Below are 20,848 nucleotides of genomic sequence, written 5' to 3' on the forward strand. Positions count from 1 at the left end.
GAGCCTCAGATGTCGAGGGGATCGACTTCGAGATTCCAGCGCAGCACGCCCTTCAGGCCGCGCAGCATCGGTTGCCAGGCGCGCAAAGTGGCCTGCAACGCGGCCCGCGACGCGCTTTCGATCAGCAATTGCGCCCGATGCACGTGCATCACCTTGACGATGGTGAGCGGCACGGCGTCATAGACCGTCACGCGCCCGGCGGCCGGGATCTCCGTCAGCGCGGCAGCCGCCTGCTGCAGGAAAGCGAGCGCGGCTTCGAGCGTGCGGCCTTCGGCGCGCAGCAAAGCCTGATAGGCGAACGGCGGCAGATGAGCGTCGCGCCGCTCGGCCAGCGTCGAATTCGCAAAGCCGACGTAGTCATGCCGCCCCAGCGCGTGATACAGCGCGTGGCGCGGATAGCGCGTCTGCACCAGCACTTCGCCCGGCAAACCGGCGCGGCCCGCGCGGCCGCTCACTTGCATCAATTGCGCGAAGAGGCGTTCGCTCGCGCGGAAGTCGTGTGAAAACAAGGCAGTGTCGGCGTTCAGCACACCCACTAGCGACACGCGCTGGAAGTCGTGGCCCTTCGCGATCATCTGCGTGCCGACGAGGATATCGACCTCGCCCGCGTGGACATCGGAAAACAGCGCCTGCGCGCTGCCTTTGCGGCGTGTGCTGTCGGCGTCGATGCGAAGCACGCGAGCGCCGGGCACCGCGCTCGCCAGCGTTTCTTCGACGCGTTGCGTGCCGCGCCCCATCGGCGCGATGTCGACATTGCCGCACTCCGGGCACGAGCGTGGAATGCGTGATTCCCAGCCGCAGTGGTGGCAACGCAGCGCGCGCTCGGGTTTGTGCAACACGACGTAGGCGCTGCAACGCGGACAACCGGCCACCCAGCCGCAAGCGTCGCAGGAGAGCTGTGGTGCGTAGCCGCGCCGGTTCAGGAACACGAGACTTTGCTCGCCGCGCTCGAGCCGCACCTTCAACGCCGCGATCAACGGCCCGGACAAACCCTCCACCGAGGCCCGCCCGCGCCGCCGCTCTTCTTCGAGATCGATCAACCTGACGGTCGGCAGGACGGCCTCGGCAACCGCACGGCGCGACAGCGTGAGACGCTTATAGCGCCCCTGATCCGCCTGCCACCAGCTTTCCAGCGACGGCGTAGCCGAGCCGAGCACAACCGGCAAACCGAGTTGCTTGCCGCGGTAGATCGCCAGATCGCGTGCCGAATAGCGCAAGCCTTCTTGTTGCTTGTAGGCCGGATCGTGTTCCTCGTCGACGACGATGATCGCGAGTTTCGGCAGCGAGGCAAGCACGGCCAGCCGCGTGCCGAGCACGATGCGAGCGCGCCCGGTATGCGCGGCGAACCAGTTGCGGGCGCGTTCGCCTTCCGCGAGGCCGCTGTGCAACGTGACGATCGAGGTGCCTTCGAGCGCGGCAAAGCGCGCACGGAAGGCCGACTCGAACTGTGGCGTCAGATTGATTTCAGGGACGAGGACGAGGGCCTGCGCGTCGGGCTTGGCCGCCAGAATCTCGGCGAGCGCGCGCAGATACACCTCGGTTTTGCCGCTACCAGTCACACCGTGCAGCAGGAAGGGCGCGAAGCCGTTCGCGTCGCGGATCGCTTCGACCGCAGTCGCCTGCTCGTCTGTGAGCGTGGGCAGGATGGGTGCGGGGGTATCTGGTGATGCGGGGGTGGCGAGCACCTCGGCGGCTTCGATCACCTCAAGCGCGATCCAGCCTTCGGCCAGCCATGCGTCCAGAGTTGCCATGGCTTTGGGATGCAGCGCGCGAGCGTCGGCGGCGCTCAGAAACTCGGCTTCCGCTAGCGCTTGGGCAAGCTTGCGCAATGCGCTTGCACGCGCCGGCAATGTTTCCGGCAACGCGGCGCGACCCTCGGCGGTCAGGCTGTAGCGCTCATCAGGTGCAAACAGGCGCGACCAGCGCGACGCGTCACGCAGGGCTTGCGGCAAAGCAGGCAGGGCCACTTCCCCGAGGCCGCGTTGATAGTAGTCCGCGGCGAAGGCTGCGAGCCGCAGCCATTCAGTCGACACGGGCGGGCAGGCGGTACAGACATGGGTGACCGCTCGCAGGCGGTCAGCGGGTACGTCACTGTGAGTGGTCACTTCGCACACAAGTCCCACCACGTGACGCTTGCCGAACGGCACGCTCACCATCATGCCCGGCGCGACACTTTCGGGCGTGTCGCAGCGGTAGTCGAACAAAGTCGGCAGCGGATGATCCAGCGCGACGCGGACGAATACTTCGCTCACGCGGCGGTGTGAATCGGGTGAATGGATGCGGCATGACGCCGCGTCACGGTGCACATTGAGCAAACGGCGAACCCATCGAAGTTAAAGTAAAACTTCAATTTCGGCGCTAAGTTTTGGATTCGGCTGAACAATTGCAATCGGTCCGCTTGCCTGTGGATAACTTTGTTGAGAACTTCGTTCAGATGGGCCGGGAACCGCGCTGCAGCGGCCTTCTGTGGGTTTCCGCACATTTTGCCGTGAACCCTTGAAACCCTTGCCAGACAAGGCTTAGATCAAATGCGCCTGCAATGTGCAAGGGCTAGGGCACGACGAAAGCTTCTACCGCGCCGCAGCGTGATTAATGTGCATAAGTCACGTCTTGACTTTCACAGGACCGCCATCTGACGGCCTGCCGACTACAAATATTCCCTTAGAGCGAGAGCCCAGTTCGCTGCATTGCAACAAAAATGGCAACGTTTTCGGCGTCAGCTTGGTGCATGCGCGCCGCTGCGAATCGCCCGGCTATGACGATGGACTTCATCCACGAGTTCAGCAACATTCTCCGGCGGCGTGAACTGCGAAATGCCGTGGCCGAGATTGAAAACGTGGCCGGGATGATTACCGAAGCTGTCGAGCACCGCGCGCGCTTCCATGCGGATTGCGGCCGGCGGCGCAAACAGCACCGAAGGATCGATATTGCCTTGCAGCGCCACCTTGCTACCTACGCGCTCGCGCGCCTTGCTCAGGTTCACGGTCCAATCGAGACCCACCGCATCCACACCGATATCGGCGATCTCGTCGAGCCACAACCCGCCGCCCTTCGTGAAGGTGATCACCGGCACTTTTTCTCCGTCGTGATCGCGCTTCAGTTGGCTCACGACCTGCTGGATGTACTGCAACGAGAAGCGTTGGTAGATGCCGTCAGCGAGCGCCCCGCCCCATGTGTCGAAGATCATCACAGCTTGCGCGCCGGCTTCGATCTGCGCATTCAGGTACGCCGCAACCGACTTCGCGTTGACGTCGAGAATGCGGTGCATCAGGTCCGGACGCGCGTACAGCATCGATTTGACGGTGCGGAAGTCCGCTGAACCGCCGCCTTCCACCATGTAGCACGCCAGTGTCCACGGGCTGCCCGAAAAGCCGATCAGCGGCACGCGCTGACGGCCTTGCGCGTCGGTCAGCGCGGTGCGGATTTCGCGCACGGCGTCGGTCACGTAGCGCAGCGTGGCGTCGATATCGGGGACGGCGAGGCGCGCCACATCGTCTTCCGTACGTACCGGGCGAACGAATTTCGGGCCTTCGCCGGCGACGAACTCGAGACCCAGGCCCATGGCGTCAGGCACGGTGAGGATATCGGAGAACAGGATCGCGGCGTCGAGCGGATAGCGCTCGAGCGGCTGCAGCGTGACTTCCGTTGCGTACGCCGGGTTCTTCGCCAGACCGAGGAAACTGCCCGCGCGACCCCGCGTGGCATTGTATTCCGGCAGGTAGCGGCCAGCCTGCCGCATCAGCCAGATCGGCGTGTAGTCGGTCGGCTGGCGCAGCAGCGCGCGCAGGAAAGTGTCGTTCAGGAGTTTATGGGCCACGTTGCGTACGACTGAAGGCAAAGGAGCATTTTACCGGACCCGGCTGGCCACATCGCGCTTGATGCAGGCAATAACTGTCGCGCACCTTGCTTGCGGCCGGCTAATTGGCTACCCAGTGCGGCGCCATGACTCAGCTGAACGGCCAATGTTCAAGCGTGAATTACCGGGCTATCATCCGACGGCCTTACCAAACAATTACGCGCAACCAAGGAGACTCGATGAACAAGGCAGCACTCGCACTGCTCGGCGTTTTGACCGGTGTTTTGATGCACGCAGGCGTGGCTCAGGCACAAACCGCCGCCACCGCCGCGGCACCCTCGCGGCTTGACGAAATCCTCGCGCGCGGCACGCTGCGCGCCTGTACGACCGGCGATTACAAGCCGTACTCGTTCTACAAGGCAGACGGCCAGTTCGAAGGTATCGATATCGATATGACCGAGTCGCTCGCCAAATCGCTCGGCGTGAAGACAGAATTCGTCAAGACATCCTGGTCGAACCTGATGAACGACTTCGTGGCGAAATGCGACGTCGGCGTGGGCGGCGTTTCGCCGACGCTCGAGCGCCAGAAGCGCGCGTTTTTCACGCAGGCGTACATGATTGACGGCAAGACGCCGATCGTTCGGTGTGACGACGTCAACAAGTATCAAACGGTGGCGCAGATCGACCAGCCGGCAACCCGCGTGATCGTCAATCCGGGCGGTACCAACGAGCGTTTCGCCAAGCAGTATTTCCCGCATGCGAACCTGACCGTCTATCCGGACAACGTGACGATCTTCAAGCAGATCCTCGCCGGCAAGGCCGACGTGATGGTGACGGATGCGTCGGAGACCTTGCTGCAACAAAAGCTGAATCCGGGCCTTTGCTCGGTGCATCCGGACAAGCCTTTCCAGTATGGCGAGAAGGCGTGGCTGCTGCCGCGCGGCGATGTGGCGTTCCAGCAATACGTCGATCAGTGGTTGCACCTTGCGCGAGCAACCGGCGAATACCAGGCGATCTCGGATAAGTGGCTGAAGTAAGTTGCACGGGCCGGCCCGCGCCCCGCTCAATCGGAAAAGCAGTTCGATTGATTAATAGGTCCGCATGGCCGGCACAATCATGTAACCAGACCCCAAGGCACTACGCAAAACTCGAACAATGCGGTTGAACAAGGGCCCAACGAACCGGCTGCTTACATGTCGGTTACCCGAGCGCGGGGTGTTGCAGCGCAGCGCACGTGTTCATCCAGGAATCGAGGGAGTTCGTAACGCTGGAAAAGCGCCTGTAATACAGCCGATCCGTCCAGAAAAAGATGCGCATGCAACTATTTCATGCGGAATCGACTGAACGGATTACGCCGCAGTATGCGTCGCGAATAGCATCAATCAAGCGTATGAAATTGCGTAACAGTCATCGGTAAAAATTACGTTTAAAACGTTTCGGATTGGAAATAAGTCCCGCAGCGCCTTATCTGGCGGGCGTTACAACCTGAAACACTTTGTTACCGCGCTCGTAGGTTAATTCGCCCACAATGCCCTCAACGGTTTCAACACGGATGTGGCTGGGTGCGTGGTGTGAGCGGATACGATGCACTTGCCGGTCGGCGTTTGCCGAAGCCCTGTGAAGGGGCATCCCTGCTGGGGCCGTAGTCGACGCAGGGTCGTCGTCTCAGTTGGTTCCATCTTTGGTCTCCTCGCGCTAACCCCGTAGCGTGTGGTTTTTAGCGGGCTCCAGGCCCGCTTTTTTTTCGTCTGGTTAAACGTTTGCGAGCTTCCCGACGGATCGATTTTCGGCCCACGGGTTCATTCAATGGCAAACGGTTTTCCCCAATATGCCGGCCGGCGCTGCGCGAAAATTCGCGCAGCGCCGAACCCGCTTCGCCATCAGGCTGTCTTGTCTGCCTGAATCTTCAATTCGCTGATCATCCGTTCGCGCATGACGAATTTCTGCACCTTGCCGGTCACCGTCATTGGCAATTCGTCGACGAAGCGGATGTACTTCGGCACCTTGTAGTGTGCGATCTGGCCCTGGCAGAACTGCTGGATTTCCTCAGCTGTGGCCTGCTCCCCTGAGCGCAATACGATCCACGCACACACTTCCTCGCCGTACTTTGCGTCCGGCACGCCGAAGACCTGCACGCTCTGGATTTTCGGGTGGCGGAACAAAAACTCTTCGATCTCGCGCGGGTAGATGTTTTCACCGCCGCGAATCAGCATGTCCTTCAGGCGGCCGACGATGTTGCAATAGCCTTCGGCATCGAGCGTCGCCAGATCGCCGGTATGCATCCAGCCGTCGACGATGCTTTCCCGCGTCTTCGCTTCGTCCCCCCAATAGCCCTGCATCACCGAATAGCCCTTGGTGCACAGTTCGCCCGTCTCACCGACCGGCACGATCGCGCCGAGCGGGTCGACGATCTTCACCTCCAGATGCGGCTGGATACGGCCGACCGTCGTGGTGCGTTTGTCGAGCGGATCGGTGGTCGAACTCTGGAAGGACACCGGGCTGGTCTCCGTCATGCCGTATGCGATCGTGATCTCGTTCAGATGCATCTTCGAGACGACCTTCTTCATCGTCTCGATCGGGCACGGCGAACCAGCCATGATTCCGGTGCGCAGGCGCGAGAAGTCATAAGTGGCGAAGCTCGGATGATCGAGTTCGGCGATGAACATGGTCGGCACCCCGTGCAGTGCGGTGCACTGCTCTTCGGCGACTGCCGCCAGCGTGGCGGCTGGATCGAAGCCCTCACCCGGGAACACCATATTCGCGCCGACCGATACGCAGGCCAGCACCGCCAGCACCATGCCGAAGCAGTGATAGAGCGGGACGGGAATGCACAGGCCGTCCTGCTCCGATAAACGCATTGCCATCGCGATATAGCGCGCGTTGTTGACGACGTTCCTATGGGTCAGCGTCGCGCCCTTCGGATTGCCTGTCGTGCCGCTGGTGAACTGAATGTTGATCGGGTCGTGCGAGGATAGTGTCGCACCGATGGCGTCGAGCCTGGCGACGTCAAGTGTTGCGCGGCCCTGCTCGATCACGTCGGAGAAGGTCAGCATGCCGGGCGTTTCCGTGTCGCACATACGGATCACGTAGCGCAGATCGGGCAAGCGCGCGGCGCGCAGTTCGCCCGGCGCCTGGGTCGCCAGTTCCGGCGCGAGCTCCTGCAGCATCTCGAGGTACATCGACGTCTTGAAACGCTCTGCGGCGATGATCGCCTTGCAGCCCACCTTGTTCAAGGCGTACTCGAGTTCCGCGAGCCGGTAAGCCGGGTTAATGTTGACGAGCACGGCGCCGATGCGTGCCGTAGCGAACTGGGTAAGCAGCCATTCCACCCGGTTCGGCGACCAGATGCCGACGCGGTCGCCCTTCTCGATGCCGAGTGTGAGAAGACCGGCCGCCAGCACGTCGATTTCGTCGGCGAACTCCTTCCATGTCCAGCTGATTCCCTGCTCACGAAACACCACGGCTGGGCGCTCAGGGAAACGCGCCGCAGTGTCGCGCAGAAACTGGCCTACCGGGGCTTCGCTCAACGGAATCTCGGTCGACCCGCGAACATACGACAGATTGTCTTTGGGTTCGATGAGTGCGCCTTCGCCTGACATGTGAGTTGCCATGGTGTTGTCTCCGTGAGCGGAAGCTCGCCCAGTCTATTGAAATGAAATTGAAATCGATTGTGCCACCGGCGTGTGTCCGTACGGCATCAAGTCTTACCCGCAGCGCATCTTCTGCCATGGCTGGAGCCTGTGCTAATAGCACACGTCGCGTCGCCTGTCGGCTCACGCAGCGCAGCCACTGCCACGAGTTGCGGGCAGCGGGCCGTGAGCGTTACGACCAAAAACCGAATCTCTCTTACCTTTCCGTAAACGTCAAGTTAATGTCAAAAAAAAGCAGCCACGAAGGCTGCTTTCTCTCTGATACGTGATGCTTAGTTCTGACCGCGCAGCTTGCGCAGACGCTGGATCGCAGCGAGCTGAGCCGTCGCGTACGCCAGTTCCGCTTGCGCGGTGGCGTATTCGAGGTTCGAGCCCGTGTTCTGCAGCGCTTCTTCTGCGCGCTTGCGTGCATCTTCGGCCTTGGCTTCGTCGAGATCCTTACCGCGGATCGCCGTGTCGGCGAGAACCGTCACAGCGCCAGGCTGGATTTCGAGGATACCGCCGGCGACGAACACAAACTCTTCTTCGCCGTTTTCAGCTTCGATGCGCACTGCGCCCGGACGAATCCGCGTGATGAGCGGCGTGTGGCCCGGCAGAATGCCGAGTTCACCTGCTTCGCCCGGCAGCGCGACGAACTTCGCCTGGCCCGAGAAGATCTGCTCTTCCGCGCTGACGACGTCTACTTTAATGGTTGCCATATCGACTCCTGTGGCGACCCAAATTAGCGCTTTGGCGCTTACTCGGGTCCCATGCAAGGCTGGATTGAGTGTAGTAAGAGGCGCCGGTTCTACGTTCCAATACCGCTTGGGTATCGCTACGCGCGAGCGGCGCCCGCTTCGTTACACCCGACCTTTACTGGATCTTCTTGGCCTTTTCGAAGGCTTCGTCGATCGTGCCGACCATGTAGAACGCTTGTTCCGGCAGGTGGTCACACTCGCCTTCAACGATCATCTTGAAGCCACGAATCGTTTCCTTCAGCGGCACGTACTTGCCCGGCGAACCCGTGAACACTTCAGCGACGTGGAACGGCTGCGACAGAAAACGCTGAATCTTACGAGCGCGCGCCACGGCGAGCTTGTCTTCCGGCGCCAGTTCGTCCATACCCAGAATCGCGATAATGTCGCGCAATTCCTTGTAGCGCTGCAGCGTTTGCTGCACGCCGCGCGTGATTGCGTAGTGCTCTTCGCCGATCACGTTCGGGTCGATCTGACGCGAGGTCGAATCGAGCGGGTCCACTGCCGGGTAGATACCCAGCGAAGCGATGTCACGCGACAACACGACGGTTGCGTCCAAGTGGCCGAAAGTCGTAGCCGGCGACGGGTCGGTCAAGTCATCCGCAGGGACGTACACGGCCTGAACCGACGTGATCGAGCCGGTCTTGGTCGACGTAATACGCTCTTGCAGCTTACCCATTTCTTCAGCCAGCGTCGGCTGATAGCCCACTGCCGACGGCATACGGCCGAGCAGTGCCGACACTTCCGTGCCTGCCAGCGTGAAACGGTAGATGTTGTCGACGAAGAACAGCACGTCTAGGCCTTCGTCACGGAAGTGCTCAGCCATCGTCAGACCGGTCAGCGCGACGCGCAGACGGTTGCCCGGCGGCTCGTTCATCTGGCCGTACACCAGCGCGACCTTGTCGAGAACGTTCGAGTCCTTCATTTCGTGATAGAAGTCGTTCCCTTCGCGGGTACGCTCGCCAACACCGGCGAACACGGAGTAACCACCGTGTTCCTTAGCGATGTTGTTGATAAGTTCCATCATGTTCACGGTCTTGCCCACACCGGCGCCACCGAACAGGCCAACCTTACCACCCTTGGCGAACGGGCAGATCAGGTCGATAACCTTGATGCCGGTTTCGAGCAGTTCCGTCGACGGCGACAGTTCGTCGAACGCCGGAGCCTTCTGGTGAATACCGCGAACCACGTCCGAGTTGATCGGGCCGGCTTCGTCGATCGGGCGACCCAGCACGTCCATGATCCGGCCGAGGGTCGGCTTGCCAACCGGCACGCTGATCGGCTTACCGGTGTTCTTCACCGTCGTACCGCGGCGCAGACCGTCCGAGGCACCCAGACAGATGGTGCGGACGACGCCGTCGCCCAGCTGTTGCTGGACTTCGAGGGTCAGTTCCGAACCGTCGAGAATAAGCGCGTCGTAAATCTTCGGCATGTGGTCACGCGGGAATTCCACGTCGATCACCGCGCCGATGCACTGTACGATCTTGCCTTCTACCAAAGCAGTAGTACTCATCGCTTTTCCTTTAGATACTCAATTCTTCACTCGCGCAAAGGCGCAGTTTCGGTGGGTGCGCCGCGAAGGGCGCACACGAAGCGGCGTACCTGACCTTTATGGTCAGACTGCCGCCGCGCCACCGACGATTTCCGACAGTTCTTTCGTGATCGCGGCCTGACGGCTCTTGTTGTACACGAGCTGCAGTTCGTTGATGACCGTCTTCGCATTGTCCGAAGCGGCCTTCATTGCGACCATCCGTGCCGACTGCTCCGATGCCATGTTTTCCGCGACGGCCTGATAGACCAGCGCTTCGACATAACGCACCAGCAGTTCGTCCACCACTGCCTGTGCATCCGGCTCGTAGATGTAGTCCCACTGCGTGCTCGGCGTCGTGCCGTCTTCGTCCTTGCGCTCGAACTGGTCTGCCGACAGCGGCAGCAGTTGCTCGATCACCGGCTCCTGCTTCATCGTATTGACGAAGCGCGTGTACGCGAGGTACACCGCCGAAACCTTGCCTTCCGAGTACAGGTCGAGCTGCACCTTCACCGCGCCGATCAGCTTTTCCAGATGCGGCGTGTCGCCCAGATGCACGACATTCGACACCACCTTGGCGCGCAGACGATTCAGGAAACCCAGACCCTTGGTACCGATCGCAGTTGCTTCGATCGTCTTGCCCTGGCCTTCCAGTTCCTTGAACTTCTGCAGCGACGCACGCAGCACGTTGGTGTTCATCCCGCCGCACAGACCTTTATCGGTCGTGACGAGGATGATGCCGGCCGCTTTCGCGCCTTCGTTCGACACCATGAACGGGTGACGATACTCCGGGTTCGCACGGCTCATGTGCGCAGCGATATCGCGGACCTTATCGGCATACGGGCGAGCAGCGCGCATGCGCTCCTGAGCGCGGCGCATCTTCGATGCGGCCACCATCTCCATCGCTTTCGTGATCTTGCGCGTGTTTTGCACGCTCTTGATCTTGCCGCGAATTTCCTTCATTCCAGCCATTGCTTGCTCCTTGATCGAAGCAGCGCGGGTTCAGTTGCCTGTGGCCCGCGCCGCTTCAAGGTCCGTTTATGCCTTGCGGATCATTCGCGGATCAATAAGCGCCGGACTTCTTGAAGTCTTTGAGAGCCGTATGCAGCAGGGCTTCGTCGTCCTTCGAGAGTTCCTTGGTATCTTCGATGCGCTTGATCAGGTCAGCGTGCTTCGACTTCAGGTAATCGCGCAGGCCCTTTTCGAACGGCAGCACTTGCGCGACTTCGAGGTCGTCGAGGTAACCGTTGTTCGCAGCGAACAGCGCGACAGCCAGTTCCCACACTTGCAGCGGCTGATACTGCGGCTGCTTCAGCAGTTCCGTCACGCGGCGGCCGCGCTCCAGCTGCTTGCGGGTTGCTTCGTCGAGGTCAGATGCGAACTGCGCAAACGCTGCGAGTTCACGGTACTGCGCCAGGTCGGTACGGATACCGCCCGACAGCTTCTTCACGACCTTGGTTTGAGCCGCACCACCCACGCGCGAGACCGACACACCGGCGTTAATTGCCGGGCGGATACCTGCGTTGAAGAGGTCGGTTTCCAGGAAGATCTGGCCGTCGGTAATCGAGATCACGTTCGTCGGAACGAATGCGGTCACGTCGCCTGCTTGCGTTTCAATGACCGGCAGCGCCGTCAGCGAACCGCTCTTGCCCTTCACTTCGCCGTTCGTGAACTTCTCGACGTACTCTTCCGAGACGCGAGCAGCACGCTCCAGCAGACGCGAGTGCAGATAGAACACGTCACCCGGGTAAGCTTCACGGCCCGGCGGGCGGCGCAGCAGCAGCGAGATCTGGCGGTATGCCCAAGCTTGCTTGGTCAAATCGTCATAAACGATCAGGGCGTCTTGACCGCGGTCGCGGAAGTATTCGCCCATCGTGCAGCCGGCGTACGGTGCGAGGTACTGCATCGCAGCCGATTCCGAAGCCGAAGCGGCCACGACGATCGTGTATTCCAGCGCGCCGGTTTCTTCCAGCTTGCGCACCACGTTCATGATCGACGAAGCTTTCTGGCCGATCGCGACGTAGATACAGAAGAGGTTCTTGCCCTTCTGGTTGATGATCGCGTCGACTGCGACTGCGGTCTTGCCGCACTGGCGGTCGCCGATGATCAGCTCACGCTGGCCACGGCCAACCGGCACCATCGCGTCGATCGACTTCAGACCGGTTTGAACCGGTTCCGAAACCGACTTACGCCAGATCACGCCCGGAGCGATCTTTTCGATTGCGTCGGTTTTCTTCGCGTTGATCGGGCCCTTGCCGTCGATCGGGTTGCCGAGTGCATCGACCACGCGGCCGAGCAGTTCCGGACCCACCGGCACTTCGAGAATGCGGCCCGTCGTCTTGACGATGTCGCCTTCCGAAATGTGTTCGTACTCACCCAGAATCACGGCGCCGACCGAGTCGCGCTCGAGGTTCAGTGCGAGACCGAAGGTGTTGCCCGGGAATTCGAGCATTTCGCCCTGCATCACTTCCGACAGGCCGTGGATACGCACGATACCGTCGGTCACGGAGATCACGGTGCCCTGGTTGCGAACGTCTGCGCTCGCTTCAAGGCCCTGGATCCTGCTCTTGATCAGCTCGCTGATCTCAGAGGGATTGAGTTGCATTATTCGCTCCTGATAGTCAATTCTGTTGCGTGCCAGCCGCTTCAGCGCTTACGAAGCGCTTCAGGCCGTCAGAGCCGTCTGCATGCTGGCAAGCCGCGCGCGGACCGAGGTATCGAGCACTTCGTCACCGACCGTCACGCGCACGCCGCCGATGAGCGACGAGTCGACTTCGACCGTCGGCTTCAGCTTGCGCTTGAATTTGCGTTCGAGACCTGCGACGAGTTCGTTCAACTGCGCGCCTTCGAGCGGGAATGCGCTGACGATCAGCACATCTGCCGCCCCTTCGCGGGCGTTCTTCAACTCTTCGAACTGCGTGGCGATTTCCGGCAGCAATTGCAGGCGATGGTTATCGACCAGCATTTGCACCAGATTCTTCGCTTGCGCATTGTCCTTGAGCGGCGACTTGACCGCGGACAGCAGCAGATCGCTGACCTGTGCGCGGCTCACTTTCGGGCTCGAGGCGATCGACAGCACTTCGGGCAGACGCGCAACCTGTGCCAGCTCCTGCACGAGCGTGGACCAGGCGGCGATGTCACCAGCTTCGGCCACGCCAAACAGCGCTTCTGCGTACGGACGGGCGATGGTTGCAAGTTCGGCCATGATCAGAGCTCGGCTTTCAGTTGATTCAGCAGGTCAGCGTGAGCTGCCTGGTCGACTTCGCGCTTCAGGATCTGTTCAGCGCCCTTCACTGCCAGTGCAGCAACTTCGCCGCGCAGCGTTTCGCGGGCTTTCACGACTTGCTGTTCCGCGTCGGCCTTCGCTTGCGCGATGATGCGAGCGGCTTCAGCTTGTGCTTGAGCCTTGATTTCGTCGGCGACTGTCACTGCGCGCTTTTCTGCGTCAGCAATACGCTGCTGACCGTCGTTGCGTGCCTGAGCCAGTTCCTGGTCGACGCGCTTGTGGGCGGCTTCGAGTTCAGCCTTGCCCTTTTCAGCGGCAGACAAACCGTCAGCAATCTTCTTTGAGCGCTCGTCGAGGGCGTTGATCAACGGCGGCCACACGAACTTCATCGTGAACCACGCGAGGATCAGGAACACGACCATTTGCGCAAACAGGGTTGCGTTGAGATTCACGGTGTTTCCTTAAACGTTGCTAGTTCGGAAAGTGAAACGGCAAGGCGCTCATCGATTCTGTATTCGATCAGCGCCCAAGTGCCCGTTCCGCCCTGCGCCTTTACCAGTTATAGCTCAGGCGCAAACTTCCGAGGAACCTCAGCCTGCCAGCTTCGACAGCAGCGGGTTCGCGAACGCGAACAGCATTGCCACACCAACGCCAATCAGGAACGCAGCATCGATCAGACCAGCCAGCAGGAACATCTTGGTTTGCAGCGGGTTCATCAGTTCCGGTTGACGAGCACATGCTTCGATGTACTTGCCACCCATCAGGCCGATACCGATACAGGCGCCGATTGCACCCAGGCCGATGATGATGCCGATACCGATGGCGGTCAGACCCTGGATGTTGGCGATGAAAGCTTGCATGATCACTCCTTTGTGAAAAGTCTTTTAGAACTGGTTGGAACTGGGATTTAATAAAAACAAAACTAAAACAATTCGTCGTTCGACACGCCGTGATTAGTGGCTGTCGTGTGCCTGTCCGATGTACACCAGCGTCAGCATCATGAAAATGAACGCTTGCAGCAGAACGATCAGGATGTGGAAGATCGCCCAGACCGTGCCTGCAATGACGTGGCCGATAAAGCCGAGCACTGACGCGTCCGCGCCGAAACCCCACATGCTGCCGAGGAGAGCAATCAGCAGGAACAACAGCTCGCCCGCGTACATGTTGCCGAACAGCCGCATGCCGAGCGAAACCGTCTTTGCGACGAACTCGATGATGTTCAATGCAAGGTTCGGGATCCACAGCAGCGGATGCGCGCCGAACGGAGCCGACAGCAGTTCATGCACGAAGCCGCCTGCGCCCTTGATCTTGAAGTTGTAGTAAATCATCAGCGCGAACACGCCGAGTGCGATACCGAGCGTACCGTTCAGGTCGGCCGTCGGCACGATGCGATGGTGGGGGATGGCTTCCGACAAACCCAGCCAGCCGATTACGCGGCCCGGCAGGTCGACGGGGATGAAGTCGAGCGAGTTCATCAGCGCGACCCAGACGAACACTGTCAGGGCCAGCGGTGCGATGAAGGTGCGCGTGCCGTGGATCATCGACTTCGATTGATCTTCGACCATCTCGACCAGCATTTCGATCGCGCACTGGAAACGACCCGGTACGCCGGACGTTGCCTTGCGAGCCGCCAGATGCAGGATGGCGATCGTGGCCAGACCGCAAACGATCGACCAGAAAAGGGTGTCCAGATTCCACACGTGAATGTCGAAAATCGACGTCTGGTGCGCGGTGGAAAAGTTCTGCAAGTGGTGCGCGATGTACTCGGACGGATCCAGAGCGCGCGTGCCTTCGCTAGCTGCCATATCGTTAATGCCACCCAAATTGTCGAAAATCGTCTTAGGCCGTTCCCGCCGCAATTCTCTATTGCGGGAACACGCCGGGTGCGGATCGTGTCATATCCGCACTCCTTACGCCAGCGCTGCGCGCCGGCCTGAATTTTGTGTTGCTACTCTCTGCTCCTACCTTAGCGCCACGCGAGGGCGATCCAGTATGTCTTGAGCGCGATGAGGTAAGTCACGAGCAGCGGCACCCAGCGTACGTCGTGATACCAGAAGGCGATGGCTACAAACATCGCGATCGTTGTCCCCATCTTGAGCGCTTCGCCGATCATCCAGCTCATCACTGTTTCGGCGCCGCTCAGCGTTCTAAGTCGTGCCGCGAACAACGCGCCCGGCACCCAGCAGATCGCTCCCCCCAGGAACGCGGACAGCGCAGCAGCGCCCGGCGGCTTGTAGAACAGCCACCACACCAGCGTAGCACCCAGGGACAAAACCATTTGCGCCACCACGACCTTGAAAGGCGTGACGCGCGATGGACGACTCACATTCGGACCAAACAGCTTTTCAGCCTCAGCCCGCGTGAGCGGAACGATATTGTTATCTTGTTGCTCGACATCCCACGCATCGTCAGTTGTAACGTGCTGACCGGTGGACGCAACGGAAACGGTGCGTTCAGCGCGGTGGTCGTCACGCCCATTCTTCGGCGCTTGATTCGACGTTTTAACCGCCATCGCAGTGTTCCGAAAGTCTTGTTCCAGCCCGCGAGCTTACGCTGCGCTTACGGGGTTGCCGTGCAATTAAATCCGGGCGATTGTAAGCGATAGTTGCAGGCAATTCAAGACTTTAGGCCTTTCAATAACCAGTGTGAAAACGGCCGCCACGATGCGGGAACGCGAACTCGGGCGGTGTGTACACGGCAAATGTAAGGCGGCCGGGGGATGGCAAAACATGCGCGATGAGTCAGGCCGCTTGAAGCGCTCTGATGCATCGTTTCGACGCTGCTGCGGACGTCTCAAAAATGCAACAGACGATGTTTTTTGCCACGTTTGGTAGACATGAAGCACGGCGCCGGGTAGATGCGCGACGGCGACTGCAGGCCTGGTCCCTCCCATGGCGAACAAACATCGCCGGAGGTTCACCCTCTGTCAGGACGGTCGACCCAACGTGCAGTCAGGCGCCTGCAACGTCATCCCGACCCCGCCCTGCCCTCGCACCTTAACAATCCCCGCGTCGGCACCCAACACCCGCTGCCGAATCCCAGCACGTGAGGACGGAGCATGCAGAACCCGTTGCAATGCCGCAGCAATATGGCTAAGCCTGCGCGAGCAGCTCAAATCGCAGCGCAACCCGGCCACATCTGCGTCACCACGAAAATATCCGCGCAGGCCGATAAATCGCAATCCTTATTATTAAACGCGACATATAGTTAGGTATCCAACTGATATCCAAGCAGGTTATCGATCGAGCAGAGAGACCATCAAACGAGCGATGCGAGGGACAAATACGACCACTGCCCCACCGCTTCCGCCGAAAAACACACCAGGCGCGCCAAACAGCTTGCGAGCGAGAACCGAGAATCAGCCCACAAGCATGCCCGACATCCTTCCCATTCAACCCGCCACGATCAGGCCGTAGCGTTACCGCGCAACCGGACGAGAATCCCTTCTAACGCGTCCAGATCGCCGAAGTCCACCAACACCTGGCCACGGCCGCGTCGGCCGAGTTTGATCTTAACCGTTGCGGCGAGCAGATCGGACAATTCCTCCTCAAGCCGTCGCGTGTCGCGGCCGCCATCCTGATTCGCTCGCGCTTTGACCGCAGGCGCGACCTTGGTCGTCGTCGTCACCAGCTTTTCGGTTTCGCGTACCGACATGCGCTTGTTGACGACCTGGTTGGCCAACGTGATCTGCGTCGCGGCGTCGACGGCCAGTAGCGCGCGCGCATGCCCCATGTCGAGATCGCCGGCCAGCAGCATCGTCTGCACCGGTGACGCCAGGTTCAGCAAACGCAGCAAGTTCGACACAGCACTGCGCGAACGGCCAACCGATTCGGCCGCCTGTTCGTGCGTGAAATTGAACTCGTCGAGCAAGCGCTGAATACCCTGCGCTTCTTCCAGCGGATTCAGATCTTCGCGCTGAATATTCTCAATCAGCGCCATCGCAGCGGCCGCCTGGTCCGGCACGTCCCTCACCAGCACCGGCACCTCATTGAGACCGGCGATACGTGCCGCACGGAAGCGCCGCTCGCCGGCGATGATCTCGTACTTATCCGCCGACACCGGCCGCACCAGGATCGGCTGCATGAGCCCCTGAGCACGGATGCTGGCGGCCAATTCCTGCAACGCGCCCTCGTCCATGCGCGTACGCGGCTGGTACTTGCCGGCCTGCAGCTTACTGAGCGGCAGCACGTTCGGTGCACCCTCGATCACGACGGCCTCGGTAATATCCGCACTGCCACCCAGCAATGCTTCCAAACCGCGACCCAACCCTTTCTTTCTTGCTACTGCGTTCATCGTGCTTCCTCGATCCGCTTAGGACGCCTGGGGCGCGTCATTCAATGTGCGCACCCGTTCAATCATCTCTGCACCGAACTGCACATACGCCTGCGCACCGCGCGAGGCCTTATCGAACACGACGCCCGGCAACCCATAGCTAGGCGCCTCGGCAAGGCGTACGTTGCGCGGGATCACCACGTCGAACACCTTGTCGCCAAAGTGCTCTTTCAGTTGATCCGAAACTTGTTGTTGCAAGGTGATGCGCGGATCGAACATCACGCGCAGCAGGCCGATCACCTTCAGGTCGCGATTCAGGTTCGCGTGCACCTGCTTGATCGTGTTGACCAGGTCGGACAGTCCCTCAAGTGCGAAGTACTCGCATTGCATCGGGATCACTACGCCATGGGCGGCGCACAGACCATTGAGCGTCAGCAGCGACAGAGCCGGCGGGCAGTCGATCAGCACGAATTCATATTCGCTTTCGACCTCCGCCAGGGCGACTTTCAGCTGACGCTCGCGGTGCTGCACGCTGACCAGTTCGACTTCGGCACCCGCCAGTTCACGGTTCGCGGGCAGCACGTCGTAGCCGACGGCTTCCGGACGCACTCGCGCATCCGCCACAGCTACGCCATCCACAAGCACTTCGTAGACGGTGTTCGCACACGCCGCCTTGTCGACACCGCTGCCCATCGTGGCGTTGCCCTGCGGGTCCAGATCGATGAGAAGGACTCGCTGTCCCTGCGCTGCCAGGCTCGCGGCCAGATTGACTGCCGTCGTCGTCTTGCCGACGCCGCCCTTCTGGTTCGCAACGCAGAAGATTTTTGCCATCGTTGGTGTGTCCCTTTTGCTGCTTGAATAAAGTAGAAAGCGCTCGTGGTTTGCGGTACGTGCCTGGCACCTACTGGTGGCGGCCCTCAGCGGCCCTCGTCCACTCGCACCTTGATCAGATGCCGCTCAGCGTCGAGCGACGGCACATTCAGCCGGATGATCTGCTCCACGTGGGCACCCGCCGGCAGGCGCTCGATCTCACCATCCGGACGCACACCCTTCATCGCCCAGATCGCGCCCTGCTCCGCAACGAGATGACGGGCCAGTGTAACGAAATCCGCGAGCTCTGCGAATGCACGCGACACGATTACGTCGAACTTTGCCGGTACTTCGGCGCCCGACCGCAAAGTCTCGACCCGGCCCGTGACAACCGACAGATTCGCAAGGCCGAGCTCGGCTTTGGCCTGGGCCTGAAAAGCCGTCTTCTTGTGCACGATGTCGTTCACGGTGACGGTCCACTCAGGCAGGACGATGGCCAGCACGATACCAGGCAAGCCGCCACCGGAGCCCACGTCCAGCACCGAAGACGCGCCGCGCGTAGCGAGATGCGGCACGATCGAAAGCGAATCCAGGATGTGCTGGATCAACATCTGCCGCGGATCGCGAATCGCCGTCAGGTTGTAGACGGCATTCCATTTGGACAGCAGCGCAACGTAGTTGAGCAGTTTGCCGAGTTGCGCGTCGCTGAGAGCGAGGCCGAGCTCGCGGACGCCGTCCGCTAGCAGCGGCGCCAATGCCTCGTTACCGCCTCCCTTCTGACTCACCGTCATTGCACCACCGGTGTGCTGTCCGCGCCGGGTTCGGCGGGTTTCGTCGAACGGCGTCCCAAGCCACGCTTGAGGTGAACCATCAGCAAGGAGATCGCCGCCGGCGTAATGCCGGAGATACGCGACGCCTGGCCGATGGTTTCAGGGCGGAATTGCGTCAGTTTCTGACGCGCTTCAAACGACAGCCCTCTTACCTCGGCGTAGTCCAACCCCTCCGGCAAACGCGTGCTTTCGTGCGACTCATTCCGCTCGATCTCATCGGCCTGGCGGTCGATATAGCCTTGATACTTGATACCGATCTCGATCTGTTCCTTGATCTGGGCGAGCAGAACGTCGTCTTCGGCCAGCGTCTCAGGCGCAGCACATGCACCCTCGCGCAAACCGCAGACACCGTCGTAAGTCACACCCGGACGGCGCAGTAGATCCGCCAAACTGTATTCGTGGTCGATCGGCTTGCCGAGCAATGCCGTCGCTTCTTCGGCTGGCAGCGTCTTGGGGTTGACCCACGTCGTGCGAAGGCGCTCTGTTTCACGTGAAACAGCATCGCGCTTGCGGCTGAATGCGTCCCAACGGACGTCATCGACCACACCGAGTTCGCGGCCGATCTCCGTCAGACGCATATCGGCGTTGTCTTCACGTAGACTCAGACGGTATTCGGCGCGGCTCGTGAACATGCGATACGGCTCGGACACCCCTTGCGTCACCAGATCGTCGACCAGAACACCCAAGTAGGCCTGATCGCGGCGCGGGCACCAGACATCCTTGCCCTGCACGTGCAAGCCAGCGTTGATCCCTGCCAGCAAACCTTGCGCAGCCGCTTCTTCATAGCCGGTCGTGCCATTGATCTGGCCCGCAAAGAACAGCCCGTTGATCACCTTGGTTTCCAGCGATGCCTTCAGCCCTCGCGGATCGAAGTAATCGTATTCGATCGCGTAGCCCGGCCGCAGGATATGCGCGTGCTCCAGGCCACGCATCGAACGCACGAGCTCCAGTTGCACGTCGAACGGCAGGCTGGTGGAAATCCCGTTGGGATAGAACTCGTTCGTCGTCAGCCCTTCTGGCTCGAGGAAGATCTGATGCGATTCCTTCGACGCGAAACGGTGAATCTTGTCTTCAATCGACGGGCAGTACCGCGGTCCCACCCCTTCGATCACGCCGGTGTACATCGGTGAGCGGTCGAGACCACCACGGATGATGTCGTGCGTCCGCTCATTCGTATGCGTAACCCAGCACGGCACTTGGCGCGGATGCTGCTCGACGCGCCCCAGAAACGAGAAAACCGGCACAGGATCCAGATCACCCGGCTGTTCTTCGAGCTTCGAAAAGTCGATCGTCCGACCGTCGATGCGCGGCGGCGTCCCGGTTTTGAGGCGGCCTTGCGGAAGCTTCAGTTCCTTGAGTCGGCCGGACAGCGACACCGCTGCCGGATCGCCAGCACGGCCACCGGCGTAGTTGTTCAATCCCACGTGAATCTTGCCGTCGAGGAACGTCCCAGCCGTCAGCACGACTGCGCGCGAGCGGAAACGAATCCCCACCTGCGTCACCGCACCGACCACCCGGTCGCCTTCCACCATCAGATCGTCGACCGCTTGCTGGAACAGCCACAGGTTCGGTTGATTCTCCAGCCGATGCCGGATCGCCTGCTTGTACAGCAGACGGTCCGCCTGCGCGCGCGTCGCGCGAACGGCAGGCCCCTTCGACGAATTGAGGATGCGGAACTGGATCCCGCCCTCATCCGTCGCAGCCGCCATCGCACCGCCGAGCGCATCGACTTCCTTCACCAGATGGCCTTTGCCAATGCCGCCGATGGACGGATTGCAGCTCATCTGACCGAGGGTTTCGATGTTATGCGTCAGCAGGAGCGTCGTATTGCCCATGCGTGCTGAGGCCAAGGCGGCCTCAGTGCCAGCATGACCGCCGCCGACGACGATTACGTCAAATTCTGTGGGAAAAAGCATCGCGGATCTCACGCCAGATCGTCGCGTGAGCCTTTCAAAGGAAAATGTATGGGCGAATTATAACGGGTTCGGTTTAGGCCCGAATT

17 protein-coding genes are annotated in these 20,848 nt (G+C 60.7%); 1 reads left to right on the forward strand and 16 read right to left on the reverse strand.

From position 1 onward, the window contains the following. Nucleotides 1-5: 5 nt before the first annotated feature. Together M0D68_RS29190 and hemE are read right to left on the reverse strand one after the other, a co-directional pair. Entirely contained in the window at nucleotides 6-2,252 is a 2,247-nt protein-coding gene (locus tag M0D68_RS29190) for a primosomal protein N' (protein WP_266226101.1), read from the reverse strand. Between the two features lie 464 nt (nucleotides 2,253-2,716). Next, the gene (gene hemE / locus M0D68_RS29195; RefSeq protein WP_211706279.1) at nucleotides 2,717-3,817 is read right to left on the reverse strand and encodes a uroporphyrinogen decarboxylase; all 1,101 of its coding nucleotides are present in this window, start codon (nucleotides 3,815-3,817) and stop codon (nucleotides 2,717-2,719) included. A gap of 218 nt (nucleotides 3,818-4,035) precedes the next feature. On the opposite strand from hemE, the gene M0D68_RS29200 reads away from it, so the two are divergent. Continuing rightward, nucleotides 4,036-4,833 carry a transporter substrate-binding domain-containing protein gene (locus M0D68_RS29200; RefSeq protein ID WP_266226103.1) on the forward strand — a complete coding sequence of 266 codons (798 nt, stop codon included), beginning with the start codon at nucleotides 4,036-4,038 and terminating at the stop codon, nucleotides 4,831-4,833. Nucleotides 4,834-5,676: 843 nt separating this feature from the next. Here the strand turns inward: M0D68_RS29200 and M0D68_RS29205 are convergent. The 14 genes from M0D68_RS29205 to mnmG form a co-directional block, all read right to left on the reverse strand. After that, the gene (locus M0D68_RS29205) at nucleotides 5,677-7,407 is read right to left on the reverse strand and encodes an AMP-binding protein (RefSeq protein ID WP_266226104.1); all 1,731 of its coding nucleotides are present in this window, start codon (nucleotides 7,405-7,407) and stop codon (nucleotides 5,677-5,679) included. Between the two features lie 311 nt (nucleotides 7,408-7,718). Continuing rightward, nucleotides 7,719-8,144: a F0F1 ATP synthase subunit epsilon gene (locus tag M0D68_RS29210; RefSeq protein WP_012434800.1), complete on the reverse strand. Its 426-nt coding sequence runs from the start codon at nucleotides 8,142-8,144 to the stop codon at nucleotides 7,719-7,721. A 154-nt stretch (nucleotides 8,145-8,298) separates the two neighbouring features. Beyond that, on the reverse strand, nucleotides 8,299-9,693 hold the full coding sequence (gene atpD / locus M0D68_RS29215) for a F0F1 ATP synthase subunit beta (RefSeq protein WP_054038568.1): 1,395 nt from the start codon (nucleotides 9,691-9,693) through the stop codon (nucleotides 8,299-8,301). A gap of 102 nt (nucleotides 9,694-9,795) precedes the next feature. Beyond that, nucleotides 9,796-10,680, reverse strand: coding sequence for a F0F1 ATP synthase subunit gamma (gene atpG / locus M0D68_RS29220; RefSeq protein WP_054038570.1), 885 nt, complete (start codon nucleotides 10,678-10,680; stop codon nucleotides 9,796-9,798). A 91-nt stretch (nucleotides 10,681-10,771) separates the two neighbouring features. Next, on the reverse strand, nucleotides 10,772-12,313 hold the full coding sequence (atpA, locus tag M0D68_RS29225) for a F0F1 ATP synthase subunit alpha (RefSeq protein WP_054038572.1): 1,542 nt from the start codon (nucleotides 12,311-12,313) through the stop codon (nucleotides 10,772-10,774). Between the two features lie 60 nt (nucleotides 12,314-12,373). Then, entirely contained in the window at nucleotides 12,374-12,913 is a 540-nt protein-coding gene (locus tag M0D68_RS29230) for a F0F1 ATP synthase subunit delta (RefSeq protein ID WP_054038574.1), read from the reverse strand. Between the two features lie 2 nt (nucleotides 12,914-12,915). Beyond that, nucleotides 12,916-13,386 carry a F0F1 ATP synthase subunit B gene (locus M0D68_RS29235; RefSeq protein WP_054038575.1) on the reverse strand — a complete coding sequence of 157 codons (471 nt, stop codon included), beginning with the start codon at nucleotides 13,384-13,386 and terminating at the stop codon, nucleotides 12,916-12,918. Nucleotides 13,387-13,524: 138 nt separating this feature from the next. After that, on the reverse strand, nucleotides 13,525-13,794 hold the full coding sequence (atpE, locus tag M0D68_RS29240) for a F0F1 ATP synthase subunit C (protein WP_007180033.1): 270 nt from the start codon (nucleotides 13,792-13,794) through the stop codon (nucleotides 13,525-13,527). 93 nt (nucleotides 13,795-13,887) lie between these two features. Further along, nucleotides 13,888-14,739 carry a F0F1 ATP synthase subunit A gene (atpB, locus tag M0D68_RS29245; protein WP_093634487.1) on the reverse strand — a complete coding sequence of 284 codons (852 nt, stop codon included), beginning with the start codon at nucleotides 14,737-14,739 and terminating at the stop codon, nucleotides 13,888-13,890. A 161-nt stretch (nucleotides 14,740-14,900) separates the two neighbouring features. Further along, on the reverse strand, nucleotides 14,901-15,446 hold the full coding sequence (locus M0D68_RS29250) for an ATP synthase subunit I (protein ID WP_054038579.1): 546 nt from the start codon (nucleotides 15,444-15,446) through the stop codon (nucleotides 14,901-14,903). Nucleotides 15,447-16,339: 893 nt separating this feature from the next. Further along, nucleotides 16,340-17,227: a ParB/RepB/Spo0J family partition protein gene (locus M0D68_RS29255; protein ID WP_093634488.1), complete on the reverse strand. Its 888-nt coding sequence runs from the start codon at nucleotides 17,225-17,227 to the stop codon at nucleotides 16,340-16,342. 18 nt (nucleotides 17,228-17,245) lie between these two features. Next, entirely contained in the window at nucleotides 17,246-18,037 is a 792-nt protein-coding gene (locus tag M0D68_RS29260) for a ParA family protein (RefSeq protein ID WP_093634489.1), read from the reverse strand. Between the two features lie 86 nt (nucleotides 18,038-18,123). Continuing rightward, nucleotides 18,124-18,807 (reverse strand): 16S rRNA (guanine(527)-N(7))-methyltransferase RsmG, encoded by a 684-nt coding sequence (gene rsmG, locus M0D68_RS29265; protein WP_266226105.1) that lies wholly within the window; start codon nucleotides 18,805-18,807, stop codon nucleotides 18,124-18,126. Continuing rightward, nucleotides 18,804-20,762: a tRNA uridine-5-carboxymethylaminomethyl(34) synthesis enzyme MnmG gene (gene mnmG / locus M0D68_RS29270; RefSeq protein ID WP_266226107.1), complete on the reverse strand. Its 1,959-nt coding sequence runs from the start codon at nucleotides 20,760-20,762 to the stop codon at nucleotides 18,804-18,806. Before mnmG ends, rsmG begins: the two co-directional genes overlap by 4 nt. Between the last annotated feature and the right edge of the window lie 86 nt (nucleotides 20,763-20,848).

The sequence above is a fragment of the Paraburkholderia sp. SEWSISQ10-3 4 genome (assembly GCF_030464785.1).
GTDB classification, from domain to species: domain Bacteria; phylum Pseudomonadota; class Gammaproteobacteria; order Burkholderiales; family Burkholderiaceae; genus Paraburkholderia; species Paraburkholderia aspalathi.

Excerpts from the sequence above, each read along its gene's own strand:
- M0D68_RS29200 (WP_266226103.1), top strand. The coding sequence starts at position 4,036 with ATGAACAAGGCAGCACTCGCACTGCTCGGCGTTTTGACCGGTGTTTTG.
- M0D68_RS29205 (WP_266226104.1), bottom strand. The coding sequence starts at position 7,407 with ATGGCAACTCACATGTCAGGCGAAGGCGCACTCATCGAACCCAAAGAC.
- M0D68_RS29210 (WP_012434800.1), bottom strand. The coding sequence starts at position 8,144 with ATGGCAACCATTAAAGTAGACGTCGTCAGCGCGGAAGAGCAGATCTTC.
- atpD (WP_054038568.1), bottom strand. The coding sequence starts at position 9,693 with ATGAGTACTACTGCTTTGGTAGAAGGCAAGATCGTACAGTGCATCGGC.
- atpG (WP_054038570.1), bottom strand. The coding sequence starts at position 10,680 with ATGGCTGGAATGAAGGAAATTCGCGGCAAGATCAAGAGCGTGCAAAAC.
- atpA (WP_054038572.1), bottom strand. The coding sequence starts at position 12,313 with ATGCAACTCAATCCCTCTGAGATCAGCGAGCTGATCAAGAGCAGGATC.
- M0D68_RS29230 (WP_054038574.1), bottom strand. The coding sequence starts at position 12,913 with ATGGCCGAACTTGCAACCATCGCCCGTCCGTACGCAGAAGCGCTGTTT.
- atpE (WP_007180033.1), bottom strand. The coding sequence starts at position 13,794 with ATGCAAGCTTTCATCGCCAACATCCAGGGTCTGACCGCCATCGGTATC.
- atpB (WP_093634487.1), bottom strand. The coding sequence starts at position 14,739 with ATGGCAGCTAGCGAAGGCACGCGCGCTCTGGATCCGTCCGAGTACATC.
- M0D68_RS29250 (WP_054038579.1), bottom strand. The coding sequence starts at position 15,446 with ATGGCGGTTAAAACGTCGAATCAAGCGCCGAAGAATGGGCGTGACGAC.
- M0D68_RS29255 (WP_093634488.1), bottom strand. The coding sequence starts at position 17,227 with ATGAACGCAGTAGCAAGAAAGAAAGGGTTGGGTCGCGGTTTGGAAGCA.
- M0D68_RS29260 (WP_093634489.1), bottom strand. The coding sequence starts at position 18,037 with ATGGCAAAAATCTTCTGCGTTGCGAACCAGAAGGGCGGCGTCGGCAAG.
- rsmG (WP_266226105.1), bottom strand. The coding sequence starts at position 18,807 with ATGACGGTGAGTCAGAAGGGAGGCGGTAACGAGGCATTGGCGCCGCTG.
- mnmG (WP_266226107.1), bottom strand. The coding sequence starts at position 20,762 with ATGCTTTTTCCCACAGAATTTGACGTAATCGTCGTCGGCGGCGGTCAT.